This window comes from Streptomyces sp. NBC_00250 (genome assembly GCF_036192275.1).
Taxonomy (GTDB): Bacteria; Actinomycetota; Actinomycetes; order Streptomycetales; family Streptomycetaceae; genus Streptomyces.
In genome coordinates this window covers 3,350,487-3,373,195 of sequence record NZ_CP108088.1, presented here as the reverse complement: position 1 = coordinate 3,373,195, position 22,709 = coordinate 3,350,487, and the positions used below count along the sequence as shown (strand labels likewise).

At 72.3% G+C, this 22,709-nt stretch carries 24 protein-coding genes; 13 read left to right on the top strand and 11 right to left on the bottom strand.

Going from position 1 to position 22,709, the window contains the following annotated elements; all coding sequences use genetic code 11:
• The first annotated feature begins 41 nt into the window (after window positions 1–41).
• Window positions 42–209 carry a DUF3117 domain-containing protein gene (locus OG259_RS14935; protein ID WP_009997451.1) on the top strand — a complete coding sequence of 56 codons (168 nt, stop codon included), beginning with the start codon at window positions 42–44 and terminating at the stop codon, window positions 207–209.
• Window positions 210–354: 145 nt separating this feature from the next.
• Here OG259_RS14935 and OG259_RS14930 read toward each other — a convergent pair whose 3' ends face one another.
• Window positions 355–1,020, bottom strand: coding sequence for an O-methyltransferase (locus tag OG259_RS14930; RefSeq protein WP_266896279.1), 666 nt, complete (start codon window positions 1,018–1,020; stop codon window positions 355–357).
• Between the two features lie 142 nt (window positions 1,021–1,162).
• On the opposite strand from OG259_RS14930, the gene sigE reads away from it, so the two are divergent.
• The 5 genes from sigE to OG259_RS14905 all read left to right on the top strand — a co-directional run bounded on the left by sigE (window position 1,163) and on the right by OG259_RS14905 (window position 6,088).
• Window positions 1,163–1,921, top strand: coding sequence for an RNA polymerase sigma factor SigE (gene sigE, locus OG259_RS14925; protein ID WP_328942713.1), 759 nt, complete (start codon window positions 1,163–1,165; stop codon window positions 1,919–1,921).
• Entirely contained in the window at window positions 1,918–2,865 is a 948-nt protein-coding gene (locus tag OG259_RS14920) for an anti-sigma factor family protein (RefSeq protein WP_328942712.1), read from the top strand. The genes sigE and OG259_RS14920 overlap by 4 nt, the downstream gene beginning before the upstream one ends.
• Before the next feature lie 79 nt (window positions 2,866–2,944).
• Complete coding sequence (locus tag OG259_RS14915; RefSeq protein WP_328942711.1) at window positions 2,945–4,813, top strand: trypsin-like peptidase domain-containing protein; 1,869 nt, start codon at window positions 2,945–2,947, stop codon at window positions 4,811–4,813.
• Window positions 4,814–4,904: 91 nt separating this feature from the next.
• The gene (locus OG259_RS14910; RefSeq protein WP_328942710.1) at window positions 4,905–5,387 is read left to right on the top strand and encodes a sec-independent translocase; all 483 of its coding nucleotides are present in this window, start codon (window positions 4,905–4,907) and stop codon (window positions 5,385–5,387) included.
• A 74-nt stretch (window positions 5,388–5,461) separates the two neighbouring features.
• Window positions 5,462–6,088 carry a hypothetical protein gene (locus tag OG259_RS14905; protein ID WP_328942709.1) on the top strand — a complete coding sequence of 209 codons (627 nt, stop codon included), beginning with the start codon at window positions 5,462–5,464 and terminating at the stop codon, window positions 6,086–6,088.
• Between the two features lie 56 nt (window positions 6,089–6,144).
• Here OG259_RS14905 and OG259_RS14900 read toward each other — a convergent pair whose 3' ends face one another.
• From OG259_RS14900 to OG259_RS14890, 3 genes are read right to left on the bottom strand one after another with little or no spacing between them, the layout of a single operon-like run.
• The gene (locus OG259_RS14900) at window positions 6,145–7,278 is read right to left on the bottom strand and encodes an Mrp/NBP35 family ATP-binding protein (RefSeq protein WP_328942708.1); all 1,134 of its coding nucleotides are present in this window, start codon (window positions 7,276–7,278) and stop codon (window positions 6,145–6,147) included.
• Between the two features lie 44 nt (window positions 7,279–7,322).
• Window positions 7,323–7,892, bottom strand: coding sequence for a DUF1003 domain-containing protein (locus tag OG259_RS14895; protein WP_266896293.1), 570 nt, complete (start codon window positions 7,890–7,892; stop codon window positions 7,323–7,325).
• Complete coding sequence (locus tag OG259_RS14890) at window positions 7,882–9,165, bottom strand: magnesium transporter MgtE N-terminal domain-containing protein (RefSeq protein WP_328942707.1); 1,284 nt, start codon at window positions 9,163–9,165, stop codon at window positions 7,882–7,884. Before OG259_RS14890 ends, OG259_RS14895 begins: the two co-directional genes overlap by 11 nt.
• Before the next feature lie 328 nt (window positions 9,166–9,493).
• On the opposite strand from OG259_RS14890, the gene OG259_RS14885 reads away from it, so the two are divergent.
• Complete coding sequence (locus OG259_RS14885) at window positions 9,494–10,231, top strand: hypothetical protein (protein WP_328942706.1); 738 nt, start codon at window positions 9,494–9,496, stop codon at window positions 10,229–10,231.
• Between the two features lie 12 nt (window positions 10,232–10,243).
• Here the strand turns inward: OG259_RS14885 and OG259_RS14880 are convergent, their stop codons facing one another.
• Together OG259_RS14880 and OG259_RS14875 are read right to left on the bottom strand one after the other, a co-directional pair.
• The gene (locus tag OG259_RS14880) at window positions 10,244–10,756 is read right to left on the bottom strand and encodes a hypothetical protein (RefSeq protein WP_328942705.1); all 513 of its coding nucleotides are present in this window, start codon (window positions 10,754–10,756) and stop codon (window positions 10,244–10,246) included.
• A 25-nt stretch (window positions 10,757–10,781) separates the two neighbouring features.
• Window positions 10,782–11,909: a magnesium and cobalt transport protein CorA gene (locus OG259_RS14875; protein ID WP_189835799.1), complete on the bottom strand. Its 1,128-nt coding sequence runs from the start codon at window positions 11,907–11,909 to the stop codon at window positions 10,782–10,784.
• 427 nt (window positions 11,910–12,336) lie between these two features.
• Here OG259_RS14875 and OG259_RS14870 point away from each other — a divergent pair, with 427 nt between their 5' ends.
• The 4 genes from OG259_RS14870 (at window position 12,337) to OG259_RS14855 (ending at window position 15,624) form a co-directional block, all read left to right on the top strand.
• On the top strand, window positions 12,337–12,921 hold the full coding sequence (locus OG259_RS14870; RefSeq protein WP_328942704.1) for a suppressor of fused domain protein: 585 nt from the start codon (window positions 12,337–12,339) through the stop codon (window positions 12,919–12,921).
• A gap of 136 nt (window positions 12,922–13,057) precedes the next feature.
• On the top strand, window positions 13,058–13,696 hold the full coding sequence (locus OG259_RS14865) for a DUF6758 family protein (protein WP_328942703.1): 639 nt from the start codon (window positions 13,058–13,060) through the stop codon (window positions 13,694–13,696).
• 105 nt (window positions 13,697–13,801) lie between these two features.
• Window positions 13,802–14,665 (top strand): PHP domain-containing protein, encoded by an 864-nt coding sequence (locus OG259_RS14860; protein WP_328942702.1) that lies wholly within the window; start codon window positions 13,802–13,804, stop codon window positions 14,663–14,665.
• A gap of 353 nt (window positions 14,666–15,018) precedes the next feature.
• Window positions 15,019–15,624, top strand: coding sequence for a MarC family protein (locus tag OG259_RS14855; protein WP_328942701.1), 606 nt, complete (start codon window positions 15,019–15,021; stop codon window positions 15,622–15,624).
• A 100-nt stretch (window positions 15,625–15,724) separates the two neighbouring features.
• Here OG259_RS14855 and OG259_RS14850 read toward each other — a convergent pair whose 3' ends face one another.
• Window positions 15,725–15,877 carry a hypothetical protein gene (locus tag OG259_RS14850; RefSeq protein WP_086024648.1) on the bottom strand — a complete coding sequence of 51 codons (153 nt, stop codon included), beginning with the start codon at window positions 15,875–15,877 and terminating at the stop codon, window positions 15,725–15,727.
• Window positions 15,878–16,052: 175 nt separating this feature from the next.
• On the opposite strand from OG259_RS14850, the gene OG259_RS14845 reads away from it, so the two are divergent.
• Window positions 16,053–16,982 carry an NYN domain-containing protein gene (locus OG259_RS14845; protein WP_328942700.1) on the top strand — a complete coding sequence of 310 codons (930 nt, stop codon included), beginning with the start codon at window positions 16,053–16,055 and terminating at the stop codon, window positions 16,980–16,982.
• Here the strand turns inward: OG259_RS14845 and OG259_RS14840 are convergent.
• Window positions 16,966–17,853, bottom strand: coding sequence for an alpha/beta fold hydrolase (locus tag OG259_RS14840; RefSeq protein ID WP_328942699.1), 888 nt, complete (start codon window positions 17,851–17,853; stop codon window positions 16,966–16,968). The genes OG259_RS14845 and OG259_RS14840 overlap by 17 nt on opposite strands.
• A gap of 130 nt (window positions 17,854–17,983) precedes the next feature.
• On the bottom strand, window positions 17,984–20,572 hold the full coding sequence (locus OG259_RS14835; RefSeq protein WP_328942698.1) for a DEAD/DEAH box helicase: 2,589 nt from the start codon (window positions 20,570–20,572) through the stop codon (window positions 17,984–17,986).
• Between the two features lie 482 nt (window positions 20,573–21,054).
• Here OG259_RS14835 and OG259_RS14830 point away from each other — a divergent pair, with 482 nt between their 5' ends.
• Window positions 21,055–21,777 carry a ferritin-like fold-containing protein gene (locus OG259_RS14830; RefSeq protein WP_055599553.1) on the top strand — a complete coding sequence of 241 codons (723 nt, stop codon included), beginning with the start codon at window positions 21,055–21,057 and terminating at the stop codon, window positions 21,775–21,777.
• 36 nt (window positions 21,778–21,813) lie between these two features.
• Here OG259_RS14830 and OG259_RS14825 read toward each other — a convergent pair whose 3' ends face one another.
• Window positions 21,814–22,086: a hypothetical protein gene (locus OG259_RS14825; RefSeq protein ID WP_328942697.1), complete on the bottom strand. Its 273-nt coding sequence runs from the start codon at window positions 22,084–22,086 to the stop codon at window positions 21,814–21,816.
• A gap of 278 nt (window positions 22,087–22,364) precedes the next feature.
• On the bottom strand, window positions 22,365–22,592 hold the full coding sequence (locus tag OG259_RS14820) for a DUF3107 domain-containing protein (protein WP_030207540.1): 228 nt from the start codon (window positions 22,590–22,592) through the stop codon (window positions 22,365–22,367).
• Between the last annotated feature and the right edge of the window lie 117 nt (window positions 22,593–22,709).

Sequence of the window (22,709 nt, the reverse complement as noted above, 5' to 3'; positions counted from 1 at the left end):
GCCCGGCCGACAAAGAGCTGGTTTCAGGAAGGGGAACAAGCATGGCGGCCATGAAGCCGCGGACGGGTGACGGCCCGCTCGAGGTGACCAAGGAGGGGCGGGGCATCGTCATGCGCGTTCCGCTCGAAGGCGGCGGTCGGCTTGTCGTCGAGCTGACCCCGGACGAGGCCGAGGCACTCGGCGACGCCCTGAAGAAGGTCGTCGGCTGACCCGACTCACCCTCGCATCCTGACCACTGCCCCGGTACGGCACGCCCGTACCGGGGCAGTGGTGTGTCCGGCGGCGGTTCGCTCACGGCGGCGGTTCTCGTACGGGGAGGTGGGGCAGGTGGGGGCGGGCGGCGCGGCGGGGGCGTCAGCCCCGGCGGACCGCGCACAGCAGGCCGTCGCCCACCGGCAGCAGGGACGGGACGAGCTCCTGGCTCTCCCGGACCGTGCGCAGCAGTTCACGGACCCGCTGGACCTCGGCCGGCTGGGCCGCCGAGTCGACCGTACGGCCGTCCGCGAAGACGCCCTCGAAGCAGACGAGACCGCCCGGTCGCAGCAGGCGCAACGATTCAGCGAGGTAGTCCAGGTACTCGAGCCGGTCGCCGTCGCAGAACACGAGGTCGTACCCGCCGTCCGCGAGCCGCGGCAGTACGTCCAGGGCCCGGCCCGGGATGAAGCGGGCCCGGTTGCCCGCGAAGCCCGCCGCGCGGAACGCCGTCTTGGCCAGCTGCTGCCGCTCCGGCTGGAGGTCCACCGTCGTCAGGACGCCGTCCGGCCGCATCCCGAGCAGCAGATAGATGCCCGACACGCCCGTGCCGGTGCCGATCTCCGCCACCGCTTTCGCGTCCGCCGTGGCCGCGAGCAGGCGCAGCGCCCCACCGGTGCCCGGCGACACCGAGGGCAGCCCTGCCTCCCGGGCCCGCTCCCGGGCCCAGCGCAGAGCTTCGTCCTCGGCGACAAAGGCGTCGGCGAACGACCAGCTCGTCTGCCGGTTGGCGGTAATGGCCCTCTCCTGTCCCCGTAGTTGACGCAACGGTGACTGTATCCGCTGTCAGCGGGAACCCGCAGATGGGACCGGGCGTTCACCAGGGGCAGGACGCGGCAGGAGGAAGCCGGGGGACCCGGTTCCAAATTCGCGTAAAGATTCTTATCCGGAGCTAACGGGCGAGGTGGCTATGGTAGGGGCTCCACTGGACACCACCAGAGCCGATAGGGGAGGTGCGGCTGCGCCTGTGGATCGGGGAGGAGTGCTTCGGCGTCTTCTCAGGTCGGCGGGTGAGCCGAAATCCGTGACCGACACCGCTGACCGACTCCGCACCACCGACTCCGCTCCCACCACCGCGACCTTCGCATCGGATGCGGAATCGCAGGCGTGGACTCCACCCACCTGGGAGGAGATCGTCAGCACGCACAGTGGCCGGGTCTACCGCCTCGCCTACCGCCTCACGGGCAACCAGCACGACGCCGAGGACCTGACGCAAGAGGTCTTCGTCCGCGTCTTCCGCTCGCTGTCGACGTACACGCCGGGCACCTTCGAGGGCTGGCTCCACCGCATCACCACCAATCTCTTCCTCGACATGGTCCGCCGCAAGCAGCGCATCCGTTTCGACGCGCTCGCCGACGACGCCGCCGAGCGGCTGCCCAGCCGTGAGCCCTCGCCGCAGCAGGTGTTCAACGACACCCACTTCGACGCCGACGTGCAGCAGGCCCTCGACACCCTCGCGCCCGAGTTCCGCGCCGCGGTCGTCCTCTGCGACATCGAAGGACTGTCGTACGAGGAGATCGCCGCGACCCTCGGCGTGAAGCTCGGCACCGTCCGCAGCCGGATCCACCGCGGACGCTCCCACCTGCGCAAGGCCCTCAAGCACCGCTCGCCCGAGGCACGGGCGGAGCGTGCCCTGGCCTCCGTCGGATGGGAGGCAGGGACAGCGTGAGCGGCACACGTCCCTCGTCACCGACCCCCGCGGAGCACCACCTCGGGGACCGGCTGGCCGCGCTCGTCGACGGCGAGCTCGGCCATGACGCCCGCGAGCGGGTCCTCGCCCACCTCGCGACCTGCCCCCGCTGCAAGGCGGAGGCCGACGCGCAGCGCACCCTCAAGAGCGTCTTCGCCTCGGCGGCTCCCCCGCCGCCCTCGGAAGGATTCCTCGCCCGGCTCCAGGGGCTACCCGGGGGCCCCGGTGAGCCGGGAGGCCCCGGCGGACCCCGAGGCCCCCTCGAAGAGCTCCTCGGCGCGGGCGGACTGAAGTCCGACGGCTTCGCCACGGCGGCCGTCGTCACTCCGCACACCCCGCACTCCCCGCACACCGGCTTCCGTATCCACGAGGTCGGCGACCGCGCGTCCGGAACCTCCTGGCGCGGGCGGCGCTTCGCCTTCGCGGCGGCCAGCGCCGTCTCGTTCGCGGCCATCGCCCTCGGCGGCACCCTGCCGCTGGAGGCCTCGGTGAACGCGAGCGCACGCGGCGGCCAGGGCACCGGCACCGCGGTCACTCCGCTGCGCGCCACCTCCACGGGCCCCGGCGGCGGCACGGCCGTCACCCGGGGCACGCGCTCCGGAGAGCGCGGCGCCCAGTCCGTCGACGGCACGCAGGTGACCCCGGGGGCCCCGTTGTCTCCCGGAGCCCCGGCGGCGCTGCCGCACGGGCCGGTGGCCGCGGTCGGCCCGGGGACGGTTCCCGCGGGCGCCGTCCCGCCGGACGCGGTGCGCTCCGCCGCCGCTCCGCTGGTGGCGGTACGCCTCCGGGACCAGGGCACACAGTCGTTCCTCGCCCTGTCCCCGTTCATACGGCCGACGGGTCCGGCCCTCCAACTGGCCCTCGGTCCCGGGCCCAGTCCGGCCCCCAGCCCGACGACCGCACCGCTCGGCTCCCACCGCTGACCCGCGACCTGGTTGAATCCAGGGACAGGGGCGCCCGACCCAAGGGGCGCGGCACGGGTCAGCGGGTTGCGGGGAGAGCATGAACAACGGGAAGCCGAACTGGTGGAGCCGGCCTTCGACCACACCGGAGGCGGCGCGGATACCCTCGCCGCCTCCGGCCGACGACCTCACGGAGGGCGTCACCGCCGTCGGCACGGATGACGCCGACGGCGACTTTCCGCTGCCCGCGCCGCAGCCGTCGGCCGGGGGCGCGGCCGAGACGTCGGATGCCTCGGCCGCCGCCGGCGTCGTGGCCGACGTGACGGACATGACGGATGTGGCGGACCCGACGGCCACGGCGGACGCGCGGGACACGGCGGTGATGTCCGAGGTCGTCGCCGACGCGCCCGTGTCCGAGGCCGCGCCCGCGTCCGAGGCCGCGCCCGCCGTTCTGCTGACCAAGGGCGAGCCTCCGGCCCCGGCGGACGAGGTCCCGACGGCGACCCTCCCGGTCACCGACGCTCCCGTCGCCGACGCCCCGCAGGCCCCGGCGCCCGCGCAGAGCGCGCCGCAGCCCCTGCACACCCCCGACGAGTACCGGACGCCGCCCTACGGTGAGCCCGGACCCTGGGCGCCCGCGCCGCCCGTACAGCGCCCCCCGGCGCACGTACCGCCGCAGCAGGCCCACGTGCCCCCCGTACCGCAGCAGCCCCAGCCTCAGCCGCATCCCCACCCGCAGCCGCACGCGCAAGGGGGCGCCGTGCCGCCGCCGCAGGGCGGGGCGCCCTGGGTGCAGTACGACCCCTGGGGGGCCGGCGGGGCCGGATTCCACCCCGCGCCCGCGAAGAAGTCCCGCACGGGGCTCGCCGTCGTGGGCGCGCTCGTCCTCGCGCTCGTCACCGGAGTCATCGGCGGCGGCATCGGCGCGTACGTCGAGCGCAACGGCGGGATCACCACCGTCGAGCTGCCGCAGGCGGACGGCGGGGACACCGACCGTGCCCCGGACAGCGTGGCCGGGATCGCGGCCGCCGCCCTGCCCGGCGTGGTCACCCTGCACGTCAAGGGCGGCGGTTCGTCCGGCACCGGCACCGGCTTCGTGCTGGACACCAAGGGCCACATCCTCACCAACAACCACGTCGTCGACGGCGCCCGCTCCTCCGAGGACATCTCGGTGACCTTCTCCAGCGGCGAGACCGCCCGCGCCAAGGTCGTCGGCAAGGACACCGGCTACGACCTGGCCGTCGTCCAGGTCATCGGCGTCTCCGGCCTCAAGGCGCTGCCGCTCGGCAACTCCGACAACGTCCGCGTCGGCGACCCCGTCGTCGCCATCGGCGCCCCCTTCGACCTGTCCAACACGGTCACCTCCGGCATCATCAGCGCCAAGGAACGCCCGATCACCGCGGGCGGCGAGAAGGGCGACGGCAGCGACATCAGCTACGTCGACGCCCTCCAGACCGACGCCCCCATCAACCCCGGCAACTCCGGCGGCCCGCTCCTCGACTCCAAGGGCCGGGTCATCGGCATCAACAGCGCGATCCGCGCGGCCGGCGGCGGCTCCGGTGACGGGGAGGGCGGCAGCGCCTCGCAGCCCGGCTCCATCGGCCTCGGCTTCGCCATACCGATCAACCAGGGCAAGCGGGTCGCCGAGGAGCTCATCAACACCGGCAAGGCCACCCACCCGGTCATCGGTGTGAGCCTCGACATGCAGTTCAACGGCGACGGCGCCCGGGTCGGAGAGAAGGGCAAGGACGGCTCCGCGTCCGTCACGCCCGGCGGCCCGGCCGCGAAGGCGGGGCTCCGGCCCGGGGACGTCATCACCAAGGTCGACGGCCAGCGCGTGCACAACGGCGAGGAGCTGATCGTGAAGATCCGCGCCCACCGCCCCGGCGACAAGCTGGCACTCACGCTGACCCGCAACGGCAAAGAGCTGACAAAGACGTTGACCCTGGGCTCCTCCCAGGGCACCTGAGTGCCATGTGGCGGACACCCGGAGGTACCCGTCCGACAGTTTCGGCGGGTACCGTGGACCGGGCCCTTGACCGGCATGAAGGAGCTACTAGGTGTTCAGCGACATAGGCGCACTCGAGCTGGTGACGCTCGTCGTCCTCGCCGTGCTCGTCTTCGGGCCGGACAAGCTCCCGAAGGTCATCCAGGACGTCTCGCGCTTCATCCGGAAGGTCCGTGACTTCTCGGACAGCGCGAAGGAGGACATCCGCAGCGAGCTGGGACCGGACTTCAAGGACTTCGAGTTCGAGGACCTCAACCCGAAGACGTTCCTCCGCAAGCAGATGGAGCAGAACGAGGACCTCCGGGAGCTCAAGGAGCTGCGCGGCAGCTTCGACCTCAAGAAGGAGATGAACGAGGTCGCCGACGCGGTCCACAGCCGCGAGCCGCAGACCTCGGCCGTCAACGGCTCCCCGGTCAACGGTTCCGCCGGTGCGGTCACCTCCGCCAACGGCACCCCGGACCTGCTGAAGAAGCAGGACAAGCGGGACGATCCGGGCACGACTGAGCGTCCTCCGTACGACTCCGACGCGACCTGACGACGGGCTGTCACCGACCCGACGCGTCCTGGTGGCTATCCTCCCTCTGTTGACGCAACGAGGAGGCGGCCGAGATGGAGACCACGAGTCGGGTGGAGGGCGTACCCACGGCCCGGCGGACCGCCGAGGGCTACCTGCGCGCACCCTTCGCCTGGTACGGCCTCGACGAGGCGTTCACCGGGCCCCGCTGGCTGATGCAGGTCGGCACGGCGGCGGACGGCAGCGTGCAGCACGGGTCGACCGGGCACGGTGACACGCCGTCCATAAAGTCGGACGCGGGCGGCGCGGAGAAGGAACGGTTCGCGATCGTCGTGACGGTGGCCGCGAGCCCCGTACGGCGCACCGGAGACGGCACCGGCGTCCTCGACGCCACCACCGTCTCCTCGGCCGCCTGGCTGGCCGGCTCCGGGCTGCTCGTCCACACCTGGCCCGCCTCGCTCGACCACGCGACGCGGGACAACTGGCTGGACCAGCAGACCGAGACGGCCTTCGAGCTGGCCGACGACCTCGGCGGCACGGAGTGGTCGACGCTGTCGCTGCCGGTGGACGGGGTGCCGGTGCCGTTCCACTACCGCGAGTCGGAGTTCGGCTGGGTCCTGGCCGGGTCCGCGGCGGGGGTGCACATCGGCGCGTACGGGCGCGGGATGAGTGCGTACGGTCTGGGGTTCTCGCAGATCAAGGACCTCGACGTCTACGCGTAGGCGCCAAGAGCGGGAACGGGAAAGGGCGCCCCCTCGGGGGCGCCCTTTCCCGGCACTCAGAACTTGTTGCGCGGCGTGATGCCCAGGCTCATGCCCGAGAGGCCTCGCTGGCGGCCGCCGAGCTTGCCGGCGATCGCGCGGAGGGCCGCGCCCGCCGGGGAGTCCGGGTCGGAGAGGACGACGGGCCTGCCCTCGTCGCCGCCCTCGCGGAGCCGTACGTCGATCGGGATCGAGCCGAGGACCGGGACCGTCGCGCCCGTGGTCTGCGTCAGACCGTCCGCGACCCGCTGGCCGCCGCCCGTGCCGAACACGTCGACCATCTCGTCGCAGTGCGGGCACGGCAGGCCCGCCATGTTCTCGACGACACCGACGATCTTCTGGTGGGTCTGGACGGCGATGGAGCCGGCCCGCTCGGCGACCTCGGCCGCCGCCTGCTGCGGGGTGGTGACGACCAGGATCTCCGCGTTCGGGACGAGCTGCGCGACCGAGATCGCGATGTCGCCGGTGCCCGGGGGCAGGTCGAGCAGGAGGACGTCCAGGTCGCCCCAGTACACGTCCGCGAGGAACTGCTGGAGCGCGCGGTGCAGCATCGGGCCGCGCCACACCACCGGCGCGTTGCCCGGGGTGAACATGCCGATGGAGATGACCTTCACGCCGTTCGCCGACGGCGGCATGATCATGTTCTCGACCTGGGTCGGACGGCCGTCCGCGCCCAGCATGCGGGGCACCGAGTGACCGTAGATGTCGGCGTCGACGACGCCGACCTTCAGGCCGTCGGCGGCCATCGCCGCGGCCAGGTTCACGGTGACGGAGGACTTGCCGACGCCACCCTTGCCGGAGGCGACCGCGTACACCCTGGTCAGCGAGCCCGGCTTCGCGAACGGCACCTCGCGCTCGGCGCTCGTGCCGCGCAGCGCCGCCGCCAGCTCCTTGCGCTGCTCGTCGCTCATCACGTCCAGCGAGACGTCGACGCCGGTGACGCCCTCGACGCCGGAGACGGCCTCGGTCACCCGCTGGGTGATGGTCTCGCGCATCGGGCAGCCGGAGACGGTCAGGTAGACCGTGACGGCGACCTTGCCGTCCGGTTCGATCTCCACCGACTTGACCATGCCGAGCTCAGTGATCGGTTTGTTGATCTCGGGGTCGTTCACCGTCGCCAGTGCTTCGAGCACCGCGTCTTCCATAGCCATACCGACGATGGTACGGCGCCGACCACCGGCCCATGAAAGGCCTGTCAACGGTCGGGTACGTCACTTCGGTGGGGGTCGCCTGTCGGGAATAGATCCCGGCGCTCCTCCAGCTCCTTGATCAGGTCCTGGAGTTCGGAGCGGATCCAGTCGCGGGTGGCCACCTCGCCCAGGCCCATCCGGAGCGCCGCGATCTCCCGGGTGAGGTATTCGGTGTCCGCGATCGACCGCTCGTTCTGCTTCCGGTCCTGTTCGAGATTGACCCGGTCCCGGTCGTCCTGCCGGTTCTGGGCGAGCAGGATCAGCGGTGCCGCGTACGAGGCCTGCAGGGACAGCGCGAGCGTCAGGAAGATGAACGGGTACTCGTCGAACTTGAGCGAGCCGGGCGCGAAGATGTTCCACAGGACCCAGACGATGATCGTCAGGGTCATCCAGACGAGGAACCGGCCCGTGCCCAGGAAGCGGGCGATCCGCTCCGACATGCGTCCGAAGGCCTCGGGGTCGTACTCCGGGAGGAGTCTGGCCCGCCGCTCGCGCGGCAGGTCGAGCCGGATGCGGGGGCCCGGCCGGTCGCGCTCCCGCTCCCGCTCGCGGTCCTGCGTGCGCTCAGCCGCCATGCCCGGCCCCCTCCTCGTGGAACTCCGTCTCCCGCCAGTCCTCCGGCAGCAGATGGTCGAGCACGTCGTCGACGGTGACCGCGCCGAGCAGCGAACCGCTCTCGTCCACCACGGGCGCCGCGACCATGTTGTACGCGGCGAGATAGCTGGTGACGGCGGGCAGCGGGGTGTCCGGGCCGAGCGGCGGCAGATCGCTGTCCACGAGCGAGCTGACGAGGGTGAACGGCGGGTCGCGAAGGAGCCGCTGGAAGTGCACCGTGCCGAGGTACTTGCCCGTCGGCGTCTCGTCCGGCGGCCGGCACACGTACACCTGCGCCGCGAGCGCCGGTGACAGGTCCTGCTGCCGGACCCGGGCCAGCGCGTCCGCGACCGTGGCGTCCGGCCGCAGCACGATCGGCTCGGTCGTCATCAGACCGCCCGCCGTGCGCTCCTCGTACGCCAGGAGCCGGCGCACGTCGGCCGCGTCGTCCGGCTGCATCAGGGTCAGCAGCCGCTCCTTGTCCTCCTCCGGCAGCTCGGACAGCAGGTCGGCCGCGTCGTCCGGGTCCATCGCCTCCAGGACGTCGGCCGCGCGCTCCTCCTTCAGCTTCCCGAGGATCTCGATCTGGTCGTCCTCCGGCAGCTCCTCCAGGACGTCGGCGAGCCGGTCGTCGTCGAGCGCCGCCGCCACCTCGACGCGCCGCTTGGGGGAGAGGTGGTGCAGCGCGTTGGCCAGGTCGGCGGGGCGCAGCTTCTCGAAGGTGGCGAGCAGGCTCTCGGCGCCCTGCCCGTGCTCCTCCAGGGAGAAGCCGGTGACCGCCGACCATTCGACGGTCAGCGCCTCGCCCTTGCGGCTCAGCACCCCGCCCTTCCCCTTGCGGACGAAGACCTTGTCGATCTCCCAGTCGCGGCGGGCGGGCAGCTGGGTGATGGCGACGTCGAGGACGGTGACCTCCTCGCCCTCCTGTCCGCCGGGCCCGACGAGCCGGACGCGCCGGTCGAGCAGCTCGCCGAGGACGAGCCGCTCGGTGGGGCGCCGTTCGAAGCGGCGCATGTTGACGACGCCGGTGGTGATGACCTGGCCGGACTCGACGCCGGTGATGCGGGTCATCGGCACGAACACCCGGCGGCGGCTGAGGACCTCCACGACCATGCCGAGCAGCCGCGGCGGCCTGCGGCCGACCCGCAGCATGGCCACGAGGTCGCTGACCCGGCCGACCTGGTCGCCGACGGGGTCGAAGACGGGGACTCCCGCGAGGTGGGAGACGAAGATCCGGGGGGCGCCTGCCGCCATGCCACGCGCCTCCTCGGTGCCGCACGAATCGAGTCATTGCAGAGCTTTGCCGGGTTCAGGCTAGCCCGTGCCGTTCCGACCCGCCCCGGCAGCGCCTCCGTACGGCTGCCGCCGGGCGCGTCACCCGGCCCGGGTACGCTGCGGTCTGCCGTCCCCACCGGCAGGCCGGCCCCCCACCCGGCAGAACCCGCAGCACAGACGGCCGCCGCCCCGGTATCCCGCACGGGCCGCGGACCGGCAGGCCCCCCCACGAACCCGAGAGGCAGCGCAGGTGACCGTTCGCACCCCGTCATCGCGTACCCCGTCAGCAGCACGTGTCGTCCCGGTCGTGCGCCTCCGCAGAGCCGTCGTGCCGCTCGCGCTCTGCACCGTGCTGACCGTCGGGCTCGCGGCCTGCGCGGCCGACCCGGACGAGGGGACGAACGGGGTGGGCAGGCTCTCCGCGCCCGAGATCGAGGGCAAGGCCCGGTCCGCGGCGGACACGGCGAAGGCGGTACGACTCTCCGGCACCCTGGTCAGCAAGGGCGACACCTTCAAGCTGAACATGCGCCTCAAGCAGGGCGGCGCCACCGGCTCGGTGACGACGAAGAACAGCACCTTCGAGCTGCTGCGGGTCGGCGACGCGCTCTATCTGAAGGCCGACGCGGGCTTCTGGACCCACGACTCCCAGGGCGGCGACAAGCCGACGGAGGCGGACGCCGAGGCCGCCGACAAGCTCGACGACATGTACGTGAAGGTGCCGCAGGGCGACCCGTCGTACAAGCAGCTGCGCGGCTTCACCGACATGGACCTGCTGCTCGCCGGCCTCATCGGCCTGCACGGCGAGAAGGTCAAGGGCGACCGGGACCAGATCGGCGGGGTCCGTACGGTCAAGGTCAAGGGCGGCGCGGAAGGCGAGGGCGGCACCCTCGACGTGGCCCTGGAGGGCTCCCCTTACCCGCTGCAGTTCGCGCGGGGCGGGGGAGCGGGCCTCGTGGTGCTCTCCGAGTGGAACAAGGACTTCCCGCTCACCGCCCCGTCGAAGGAGGAGACCCTCGACTACGGCAAGCAGCTGCCCCGGACGTAGCGCTACGTAGTGCTACGAACGCTTGCGGCGGCGCTTGAGCAGCAGCTTCGGGAGACCGGACGGCACCGGGTCCCGGGTGACGGCCGCCGAGGGCAGCGGTACGGCGGCCAGGGAGCCGTCCGGCAGCTCCGTGGTCGAGGAGCGGGGGTCGAGTCGCAGGACCCGGCACTCGCTCGCCCAGCGGCCCGTCATGGCTTCGCCGTCGGGAGCGTTGAGCCGCTTGCCCTTCAGCTCGGCGACCGCCGCGTCCCATTCCTCGGTGCCGGGGGCGAGTTCGCGTACGGCCGCGGTCCAGGCGACGAGACGGCCGCCCTTGTCCTTGCTGCGGACCGTGACCTCGGCCGTCCCGCCGTCCGCCAGACCCGGCAGCGGCTGCTCGCCGGGGCCGTCGCCGACGACGAACGCGGCGCCGTCGAACCAGACGTGCCAGAGCGCGCGGGCCGGGCCGGTGCCGCGGACCCACACCAGGCCGGACTTCTTGGTGGCCTCCTCGACGAGGGCGGACCCGAGCAGCTCTTCTGTCATGGCCCGAAGCCTAGCCGCAGCGCCGCTACAGCCAGCCGTTGCGCTTGAGCGTGCGGTGGATGGTGAAGCAGACCGCGATGATCCCGGTCAGCACCATCGGGTAGCCGTACTTCCAGTGCAGCTCGGGCATGTGGTCGAAGTTCATGCCGTACACGCCGCAGACCGCCGTGGGGACGGCGACGATCGCCGCCCACGAGGTGATCTTCCGCATGTCCTCGTTCTGCGCGACGGTCGCCTGCGCCAGGTTGGCCTGGAGGATCGAGTTGAGCAGTTCGTCGAAGCCGACGACCTGCTCCTGCACGCGCGCGAGGTGGTCGGCGACGTCCCGGAAGTACTTCTGGATGTCGGGGTCGACCAGCCGCATGGGCCGCTCGGAGAGCAGCTGCATCGGGCGGAGCAGCGGCGTGACGGCCCGCTTGAACTCCAGTACCTCACGCTTCAGCTGATAGATCCGGCCGGTGTCCGTACCGCGCGTCGAGCCCTTCGCGGCCGGCGAGAAGACGTCGATCTCCAGCTGGTCGATGTCGAGTTCGACGGCGTCGGCGACCGCGATGTAGCCGTCGACGACATGGTCGGAGAGGGCGTGCAGCACGGCCGAGGGGCCTTTGGCGAGCAGCTCCGGCTCGCCCTGGAGGCGGTGGCGGAGGTTGCGCAGGGAGCCCTGGCCGCCGTGCCGGACGGTGATGACGAAGTCGGGGCCGGTGAAGCACATGACCTCGCCGGTCTCGACGACCTCGCTGGTCGCGGTGAGTTCGGCGTGCTCGACGTAGTGGATCGTCTTGAACACGGTGAAGAGGGTGTCGTCGTACCGCTCCAGCTTGGGCCGCTGGTGGGCGTGGACGGCGTCCTCGACGGCGAGCGGGTGCAGCCCGAACTCGGCGGCGATACCGGCGAATTCGGCCTCGGTCGGCTCGTGCAGGCCGATCCAGGCGAAGCCGCCGCTCTCCCGCACCTGGCTCATCGCGCCGCGCGGGGTGAGGCATTCGCGGTCGTCGACGCGGCGTCCGTCGCGGTAGACGGCGCAGTCGACCACGGCGCTGGAGGCGGTGTGGTCGCGGGTGGGGTCGTACGAGGTGTACGTGGTGGGGGTCTTGCGCAGGGGGTGCCGCAGGCTCGGACGGACAGCGGCGCGCAGGTCACGGATCATCGACATGGGCATGCTCCTTCACGGAGAAGCCGTCGGCGAGCGTGGCACAGCCCGGAATGGGGACGTGGAGCTACGTCGTCCACAAAGCGGGCGGCACCGAGAGGTCGCGGTGACGGCGTTCGCTACAGACAGGCAAAGGCGAGATGCTCTTCCGTCGTGCGAGATGCCGGGGAGGCGGGTCCGTACGGATACGGGCCGGGAATCACCGGAAGTACGTACGCACCGGGCTCGGGTGCGGGTCGGAAGAGCGGCTGGTACTGCCCGATCGACTTCGGTCCATCGCAGCCCCACCTCCTCCGGCCGGTCCCTCGTGAGGGATGACGTGTGACGAGTAGTCGGGAGTTCGGGACTCCCGACCAGCGGCCAAGACTATCAGCCGACTGAGGGTCAATCCCTTACTTTGCCCGTTCCATACGCGCTTTATGCTCAACCCATGGGAGAAGTTCTTGCTCTGGTGGAGGCCCGGCTGCGGACGGCCCTCGGAGAACCGGACGCGCGCGCCGCGGTGACGTTCCTCGGCACGGACCGGATCGAGGTGCTCCGCTTCATCGACGGCGACCTCGTGCGGTACGCGACCCTCGGCATGTCCGCGCAGCCGATGGCCGACCCGACCGCCGCGCTCGCCGATCCGGTCAAGGGTCCGCGCGCGGAGCTGGTCCTGACCGTACGGGCCGGCCTCGCCGACACCGACAAGGTGCTGCGCCCGCTCGCCGTCCTCGCCGCGACCCCGCAGGTCGAGGGAGTCGTCGTGGCCGCCGGCGCCTCGCTCGACGTCGGCGACCCGCTCTGGCCCGGCGCCGCCTTCAGCTCGGTCCTGGTCGCCGGGTCCGGCGGCCTGGTCGAGGACCTGGAGCTGGACGAACCGATGGACCCCGTGCGCTTCCTGCCCCTCCTCCCGATGACCTCGAACGAGGCCGCGTGGAAGCGGGTCCACGGGGCGCAGGCCCTGGAGGAACGCTGGCTGGCGCAGGGCACGGACCTGCGCGATCCGCTGCGCAGGTCCGTGAACCTGGACTGAGCCGGAGCGATCGGCGTTCCGGATGTGACCGGTGTTCCGGCCGTTGGGGAACCGAGGGTGAACGGCTCGGGCCGGACGGGTGATCGTCGGTGATCGTCCTTGACGCGGGGGCCCGGGGGTAGGACCGTTGAGCCCTATGAGGGGCGAACCCAGTTGTCCGAAGTGTGGTGGCCGGGTCAGGGCGCCCGGGCTGTTCGCCGACTCGTGGCAGTGCGACGTGCACGGCTCGGTGCACCCGCTCCAGCCCGTGATCCCGCCCAGCGTCGAGGCCCTCGGCGTCGTGGTGCACCGGTCCCACGTGCCGGTGTGGATGCCGTGGCCCCTGCCCGTCGGCTGGCTCTTCACGGGCGTCGCGTACGCCGGTGACGACCGCAGCGGTGGACGCGCCACCGCCGTCGCCTGCTCGGGACCCGGACCGCTCGGCGGCATCGGCGAGCTGCTCCTGATCGCGGAGGAGCTCGGAGTCGGCCTCGGCGCCCGGTACGCCGGCATCGACGGCCCCGACCCCGGCGCCGGCATGGCCATCGACAAACCCCCGCAGACCAAGGTCCTCGCCGCCGGACGCCCCACCCCGCTCTGGCACGTCAACGGCGCCCCGCAGGACCGCGCGGTCTTCGCGGGCGAGGCGCGCGGCCTCTGGCTGTGGGCGATCGTCTGGCCCGAGCAGTCGGGCCTCCTGATGTACGACGAGCTGGTCCTGACGGACCTGCGGGACGCGGGCGCCGAGGTCGAACTCCTGCCGTGCGGTGCGCTGACACCGAGGCTGCTGAGCTGACGTGCACCCGGCCGGTCCGGCCGGGTCCTTCCGTACGGGCGTGTTCGATTCGCCCGTTATGCTGGAGCGTCCCTCGTCCGTGCCGAGTTCCTGGAGCAACGCGTCGTGCGCATCGATCTGCACACCCACTCCACGGCCTCCGACGGTACGGACTCCCCGGCCGAGCTGGTGCGCAACGCGGCAGCCGCCGGACTCGACGTCGTCGCGCTGACGGACCACGACACCACCCGCGGCCACGCCGAGGCGATCGAGGCGCTGCCCGAGGGGCTGACCCTCGTCACCGGCGCCGAGCTGTCCTGCCGCGTCGACGGCATCGGCCTGCACATGCTCGCCTACCTCTTCGACCCCGAGGAGCCCGCGCTCCTCGCCGAGCGCGAGCTGGTCCGGGACGACCGGGTGCCGCGCGCGCGTGCCATGGTCGGCAAACTCCAGGAGCTCGGCGTGCCCGTCACCTGGGAGCAGGTCGCCCGGATCGCCGGTGACGGTTCCGTGGGCCGACCGCACGTCGCCGAGGCGCTCGTCGAACTCGGTGTCGTACCGGACGTGTCGGGGGCGTTCACGCCCGAGTGGCTGGCCGACGGCGGCCGGGCGTACGTCGAGAAGCACGAGCTGGACCCGATCGACGCGATCCGCCTCGTCAAGGCGGCCGGCGGCGTCACCGTCTTCGCGCACCCGCTCGCCGTCAAGCGCGGCCAGGTGCTGCCCGAGGCCTCGATAGCCCGGCTCGCCGAGGCCGGACTCGACGGCATCGAGGTCGACCACATGGACCACGACGAGGCGACGCGCGCACGGCTGCGCGGGCTCGCGAAGGAACTGGGTCTGCTGACCACGGGCTCCAGCGACTACCACGGCAGCCGCAAGACCTGCCGCCTCGGCGAGTACACGACCGACCCCGAGATCTACGGCGAGATCACCCGCCGTGCCGCGGGGGCCTTCCCGGTCCCCGGCGCGGGGGGACCCGCCGCCTAGGCCGCCCCGGTCGCCGGCCCCTGCGGGTGCCGGACGTTTCCGGGACGCGCTGCCGGTCGGCGGGTGGGCTGTTCGGTGCGCCGAGCTCCGTGCCGTACGCCCTGTGTGCCGCGCTCCGCGCCGGTTCGCCGTCGTGCCGTCGGTCCGCCATGCTCCGTGCCCGGTTCGCCGGCGCGGTCGTGAGGTCTGTCCCGCGCCCGGCCCGCCCAGCGGCCCTCTTCTTCCTGGTCCGCCCCCTTACGGCTCCTTGCCGTGTGCGGGGTGGCGCTCTTCCTGCCCTGCCGCCGGAATCCCACATTCCGACCCGCACGGGCCACACCCCACCGTTCGCATCTCCCGCAAGGCACCCCACCGTGTTCGACGTCGCCGTCTTCGGCTCGCTGTTCCTGACCCTCTTCGTGATCATGGATCCCCCCGGGATCACCCCGATCTTCCTCGCCCTCACCTCCGGCCGCCCGGCCAAGGTGCAGCGCCGGATGGCCTGGCAGGCCGTCGCCGTCGCCTTCGGCGTCATCACCGTCTTCGGCCTTCTGGGCCAGCAGATCCTCGACTACCTGCACGTCTCCGTCCCCGCGCTGATGATCGCGGGCGGTCTCCTGCTGCTGCTCATCGCGCTCGACCTGCTCACCGGCAAGACCGACGAGCCCAAGCAGACCAAGGACGTCAACGTCGCCCTCGTTCCGCTCGGCATGCCGCTGCTCGCCGGTCCCGGCGCGATCGTCTCGGTCATCCTGGCCGTCCAGAACGCCGACGGCGCTGCCGCGCAGGTCTCCGTCTGGGCCGCCATCGTCGCCATGCACGTCGTGCTCTGGCTGACCATGCGGTACTCGCTGCTGATCATCCGGGTCATCAAGGACGGCGGCGTCGTCCTGGTGACCCGGCTCGCCGGCATGATGCTCTCCGCGATCGCGGTGCAGCAGATCATCAACGGCATCACACAGGTGATCCAGAACGCCTGACGCGCCGGGGGCGGACCCCCGGACACCACTGCGCCCCCGTACGGATTCCGCTCTTGCGAAGTCCGTGCGGGGGCGCGGTGCGTGGTGTGGACCTGACCTGTTACGAGGCCGAGGTCTCGGCGGGGCGGATCCAGATGCGCTGGCCGATCGAGGCGGCCTGCTGCACGATCCGGTTGACGGAGGCGGCGTCCACGACGGTCCGGTCGACGGGCGTGCCGTCGATGTCGTCGAGTCGCAGGATTTCGAAGCGCACAGGCTTCTCCCTTCGTCTGAGTTGATCCTCCTGGTGGAGAACTGCGTTACGTATGGGTCCAACGACATGCATCCTGCAAACATTCCTTACGCTAAGGAAAATTTTCGGATGACTAACTACTGATGGGTAGGGGGGTGTGGCGGCCGGGCCCGGAGCGGCGGAGAATGAGCCCCGTATGAACGACGCAGACACCACTCAGGTGACCGAGACCGACGCCCGCCTGCGCGCACTCGACGCACGCATGGAGCGCACCAATGAGCTCCTCCAGCGGATGCTGGCCGAGGTCGCCAAGACGCCCTCCACCCACGCCATCTTCGTCGACGCAGGTTACGTCCATGCTGCGGCCGGGTTGCTGGTGACGGGAACCGAGGACCGGCGCTCCTTCGACCTCGACGCCGAGGGACTCATCGAGGCCTTCATCGACAAGGCCCGCACGATCTTCGCCGACAGCAGACTGCTCCGCGTCTACTGGTACGACGGGGCCAGACGCCGCATCCACACCCCCGAGCAGCAGGCCATCGCCGAGCTGCCCGACGTCAAGGTGCGCCTCGGCAACCTCAACGCCAACAACCAGCAGAAGGGCGTCGACTCCCTCATCCGCACGGACCTGGAGTCCCTCGCCCGCCACCGCGCCATCAGCGACGCCGCCCTCGTCGGCGGCGACGAGGACCTCGTCTCGGCGGTCGAGGCGGCCCAGGGCTACGGCGCCCGCGTCCACCTCTGGGGCATCGAGGCCGCCGAAGGACGCAACCAGGCCGAGGCGCTCCTCTGGGAGGTCGACAGCCAGCGCACCTTCGAGCTCGACTTCTGCCGCCCCTACGTCACCCGCCGCCCCGTCACCACGTACGAGCACGAGGGCGAGCCGCCGCCCTCCCGCGAGGAGGTGCGGTTCGTCGGCGCCCAGATCGCGGCGACCTGGCTCGGCGAGCGCGGCCGGGACCGGCTCGCCGAACTGCTGCCGGGCGCGCCCTACCTGCCGGGGCCGGTCGACCAGGACCTGCTCGTCGAGGCGGAACGTTTGCTCAGCCGCTCCCTGCGCGGCCACGCCGCACTCCGGCGGGCTTTGCGGGACGGCTTCTGGCAGCACCTCAAGGCGCAGTTCTGACCCCGGCCGGGGCGGCCGCCCGTGCCCAGAAGCCGGTGAGCCGCTCCGTCAGCTCCCTCGGGTGCGACACATTGGGGGAGTGGCCGGCACCCGCCACCACCGTGCGGTACGCGCCCGTGCGGGCGGCCGCCTCCGCGAGGGCGGTCGTGGGCCAGACCATCTCGTCCGCCCCGTACGCGATGTGCAGCGGCATCCGCAGCGCGGCCAGCTCCGCCGTACCGTCCTGACGGCTGAGCAGCAGCCGCCCCGCGCCCGCCAGTTGCGCGATCCGAGTCCGCATCCAGCGCCGTCGCAGAAAGCCCGCGAGCTGCGGTGCGTCGTCCGTGTCCGGCTCCTCGCCCCGGCTGTCCAGCCAGCACATCGCCTGCCACACCCGCTCCTTCGGCAGGAACGCGAGCGAGACGCGCAGCACGCGCACCCGGATCCGCTGCGGCCTGGCGACCCGGCCGGGGCCCGAGGAGAGCAGGGTGAGGGAACGGAACGCGGCCGGGGCCAGCGAGGCCGCCGCGCGGGCCACCAGGCCACCGAACGAGTGGCCGAGCAGATGCACGGGACCGTCCCCGAGGGCCGAGGCCTGCGCCACCGCGTCGAGCGCGAGCGCCCTGCGCCGGTAGCCGGCCCGGCCCCGGGGGCCCGGCGACTGGTACTGACCGCGCCCGTCCACCGCCACGGCCCGGTACCCGGCCTCGCTCAGCGGACCGAGCAGGGCCAGGAAGTCCTCCTTGCTGCCGGTGTACCCGGGCAGCAGCAGCACCGTCCCGAGGCGCTCGCCCCGTGGCTCCGTGTCGAGCACGGCGAAGTCGCCCCGCGCGGTCACGAGGTGGTGGGCGCGGGTGCCGGGCGGCAGGACGAGGGACCGGGGCTTGCTCATGTCTGGACTGTAACCGCGTCGGCGGAGGGCGGCCCGACGCCCCCGGTCCGCCCCTCCGTCCGGCGGACGACACGACCGCGGCCCGGCCCCTGGGGAGGGGCCGGGCCGCGGTCAGGAGGATCGGGCGGGATCAGCTCTCGGGCTGAGCGGCCGCCGCCTTCTTGGTGGTGCGACGGCGCGGGGCCTTCGGGGCCTCGGCCTCGGCGGCCTCGGCGACCGGCTCCGCGACGGCCTTCTTCGTCGTACGGCGACGGGTCGGCGTCTTCGGCTCCGAGGCGTCGGGCGCCTCGGCGGCGACGGCCTTCTTGGCCGTGCGGCGACGGGGAGCCTTCGGGGCCTCCTCGGCGGCCGGGGCCTCGACGACGGCGACGGTCTCGGCGACCGGCTCAGCGACGGCGACGGCCTTCTTGGCGGCACGGCGACGGGGAGCCTTCTTCGGCTCCTCGACGGGGGCCTCGACGACCGGCTGCTCGACGACCGGGGCCGCCGCGACGGGCGCCTCGACGACCGGTGCCGGAGCGGCCTCGGCGACCGGGGCCGCGACGATGACGGTCTCGGCCGGGGTGGAAGAGGCCGGCGAACCGGCGGCCTTCCGCACCACACGGCGACGCGCGGGCTTCTTCGGCTCCTCCTCGACGACCGGCGCGGGCGCCGGCTCGACGATCGGCTCGACGACCGGGGTGGAGGTGACCGGCGAACCGGCGGCCTTCCGCACCACACGACGACGACGCGGCGCGGGAACCTCGGCCGTGACCGGGGCCGGGGCCTCGACGACGGGCGCGACGGGCTCGGCGACCGGCTCGGCCACCACCTGTGCGGCGACGACGGTCTCGGCGACCGGCTCCGCGACGGCGACGGCCTTCTTGGCGGTACGGCGACGGGGAGCCTTCTTCGGCTCCTCGACCGGGGCCGCGGCGACCGGGGCCGGAGCGTCCTCGACGACCGGTGCGATCGGCGCGGCGCGCAGGGCGGCCGCGGCGGTCTCGACCGTCTGGAACGAAACGGTGTCCTCGACCGGGCGGACACGCGCACGGCGGCGGCGCGGGGCCGGAGCCTGCTCCTGGGCCACGGGGGCCGGGGAGACGGGCGCGGCCTTCACGGCCTCCGGACGGGCGGCGGTACGGCTACGACGACGGGGAGCCCTCGGCTCGGCCACCGGGGCCGCGGCGACGGGCGCCTCCACGACGGGCGCCTCGACGACGGGCGCCGGAGCGTCCTCGACCACGACCGGAGCGGCCTGGGCGACCGGAGCGGCCTGGACGGCCTGGGCCTCCGGCGCGGAGCCCGGGGCGCCGACGCGGGTGCGACGACGACGGCGCGGGGTCCGCGGGCCGGACTCGGCCTTCGCCTCGTCCGTCACCGGCACGGTCACCGGTCCGGTCTCGACGGCGGGAGCCGCCGACGCCGGGGCGTCACCGAGCTCGCCACCGCGGGTGCGCCGGCGCTGACGCGGGGTCCGCGTCCGCTCCGGGCGCTCCTCGGTCCGCTCGACCTTGTCGGTCCTGGGGCCGCGCGCACGGCGTCCGCCGGGCTCGCCCAGGTCCTCCAGCTCCTCCGCGCCCAGACCCGCACGGGTCCGCTCGGCGCGGGGCAGGATGCCCTTGGTGCCCGCCGGGATGTCCAGCTCCTCGAAGAGGTGCGGGGACGAGGAGTACGTCTCGACCGGGTCGTGGAAGTCCAGCCCGAGCGCCTTGTTGATGAGCTGCCAGCGCGGGATGTCGTCCCAGTCGACCAGGGTGACGGCCGTGCCCTTGTTGCCCGCGCGGCCGGTGCGGCCCACGCGGTGGAGGAACGTCTTCTCGTCCTCGGGCGACTGGTAGTTGATGACGTGGGTGACGCCCTCGACGTCGATGCCGCGCGCGGCGACGTCGGTGCAGACGAGCACGTCGACCTTGCCGTTGCGGAAGGCGCGCAGCGCCTGCTCGCGGGCGCCCTGGCCGAGGTCGCCGTGGACCGCGCCGGAGGCGAAGCCGCGACGCTCCAGCTGCTCGGCGATGTCGGCCGCCGTGCGCTTGGTGCGGCAGAAGATCATCGCGAGCCCGCGGCCGTTGGCCTGCAGGATGCGGGAGACCATCTCCGGCTTGTCCATGTTGTGCGCACGGTAGACGTGCTGCTTGATGTTGGCGACGGTCACGCCCTCGCCGTCGGGCGAGGTGGCGCGGATGTGCGTCGGCTGCGACATGTAGCGGCGGGCCAGGCCGATGACCGCGCCCGGCATGGTGGCCGAGAACAGCATCGTCTGACGCTTCGCCGGAAGCATGTTCATGATCTTCTCGACGTCGGGCAGGAAGCCCAGGTCGAGCATCTCGTCGGCCTCGTCCAGGACGAGGACCTTGACGTGGGACAGGTCGAGCTTGCGCTGGCCGGCCAGGTCGAGCAGACGGCCGGGGGTGCCGACGACGACGTCGACGCCCTTCTTCAGCGCCTCGACCTGGGGCTCGTACGCCCGGCCGCCGTAGATGGCGAGCACGCGGACGTTACGCACCTTGCCGGCGGTGAGCAGGTCGTTGGTGACCTGCTGGCACAGCTCGCGGGTGGGGACGACGACGAGCGCCTGCGGGGCGTCGGTCAGCTGCTCGGGCTTGGCCCGGCCGACCTCGACGTCCATGGGGACGGTGACGCGCTCCAGGATCGGCAGACCGAAACCGAGGGTCTTGCCCGTGCCGGTCTTGGCCTGGCCGATGACATCGGTGCCGGTGAGGGCGACCGGAAGGGTCATCTCCTGGATGGGGAAGGGGGTGACGATGCCGACGGCCTCAAGGGCTTCGGCCGTCTCGGGAAGGATTCCGAGGTCTCGGAAAGTCGTAGTCAGGGTGCTGCCTCTTCTGTGGACGCGGTGCGAGGCGAACGAAGGGGGTCGTACCGTGCCGAAACTGCCGGCGCGATCGAAGAGATCGCTGTCGGGTGGCACGGGACCACTGCCGTCGCTCGAGCGTCGTACCGCTGAGGTGACCCTTCCGCGGGTCCGCCGGAAGGGCTGTCGGGCCGGAGCCGATCGGGCCACCGACCGGGCATCCTCATTCATGAGTCGGCCCACCGAATACGTCCGAACGTGCGAAAGCATGTCCGCATACTCAGCAGGCGCCTTATCACTGTACCCCGGAATCGCGCATGTGTGTTGGGAGAAATGGTGATGAGGGCACGGTCACACTGACTGACCAGCGCCTTCCCCGGGTGCGCGAGCGGGCTATTGTGCGCTCCATGGAGACGCCTGACAACGCCACACCCACCGGGATCGCCGCCAAGGACTGGGCGACGGCTTCCGCCGAGCCGCAGTACCGCGCCGCCGTGATCGACCTCCTCGGCGCCCTCGCCTACGGAGAGCTCGCGGCCTTCGAGCGGCTCGCCGAGGACGCCAAGCTGGCGCCGACCCTCGCGGACAAGGCTGAGCTGGCGAAGATGGCCTCGGCCGAGTTCCACCACTTCGAGCGGCTGCGCGACCGCCTGGCCGCCGTGGACGCCGAGCCGACCGCGGCCATGGAGCCCTTCGCCAAGGCGCTCGACGACTTCCACCGCCAGACCGCGCCGTCGGACTGGCTGGAGGGACTGGTCAAGGCGTACGTCGGCGACTCGATCGCCAGTGACTTCTACCGGGAGGTCGCGGCCCGCCTCGACTCCGACACGCGCGGGCTCGTCGTCTCCGTGCTCGACGACACCGGCCACGGCAACTTCGCCGTGGAGAAGGTCCGCGCCGCGATCGACGCCGACCCGCGCGTCGGCGGCCGGCTCGCGCTCTGGGCGCGCCGTCTGATGGGCGAGGCGCTCTCGCAGGCCCAGCGCGTGGTCGCCGAGCGCGACGCGCTGTCGACCATGCTGGTCGGCGGCGTCGCGGACGGTTTCGACCTCGCGGAGGTCGGCCGGATGTTCTCCCGGATCACCGAGGCCCACACCAAGCGCATGGCCGCGCTCGGTCTGGCCGCCTGAGGAATTCCCGTACGAGGAAGGGGCGAGCGGCGCTGCTCACGCCGCCGCTGATCGTCGCAGCCGTCGCCGTGAGGCCGGCCGGATCAGCAGCGAGAGCAGTACCGCCGCCACCGCCACCGCACCGACCAGGGTGGCGAAGAAGTGACCGGGGCCGAGGGCCCCGTGGGTGACGAGCGCGCCGAAGACGCCGCCCAGTGCGCCGGTGGCGAGGACGATCACCCGGACGGGGAGGCGGTCGGGGAGCCGGTGCGCGGCGGCCCAGGCCAGGGCGAAGCCGAGCAGGGCGGAACCGAGGGCTTCCAGGAACACTGCGAATCACCTCGCGAGGGGTGCGGGGCGGGTGGTGCGGTCGATCCCCTCCTACCCCAGGGCTCCCGAACGCAATCCTTCCGTACGCCCTGACGTGGCCATACGGGCATACGAGAGGCCCGGTGGAGGGCACCCGGGCCGGCATGGCGAACGGCCTGTGGGACGGAACCAGGGTCGGTCGGCATGGCGAAGGTCCCGTGGGACGGAACCCGGGCCGGCATGGCGAAGGGCCCGGTGGACCGTGACGGTCCACCGGGCCCTTCCCGTAGATCCTGGGCTCAGAGCGCGCCGAAACCCACGCGGCGAACGGCGGGCTCGCCGAGCTCCACGTACGCGATCTTCTCGGCCGGGATGAGGATCTTGCGGCCCTTCTCGTCCGAGAGGCTGAGCAGCTGCGCCTTGCCGGCCAGCGCGTCGGCCACTGCGCGCTCCACCTCCTCGGCGGACTGCCCGCTCTCCAGAACGATCTCCCGGGGTGCGTGCTGCACGCCGATCTTGACCTCCACGGCTATGTCCCTCCCAACGGTCAGCGTTGCGCGAATACCGCGCCGTACGCTGCACACATTAGTCGCGGGAAGGGACGTACAAGGCTCAGTCGCCGCACGCCAAGAGCGAACACGCGC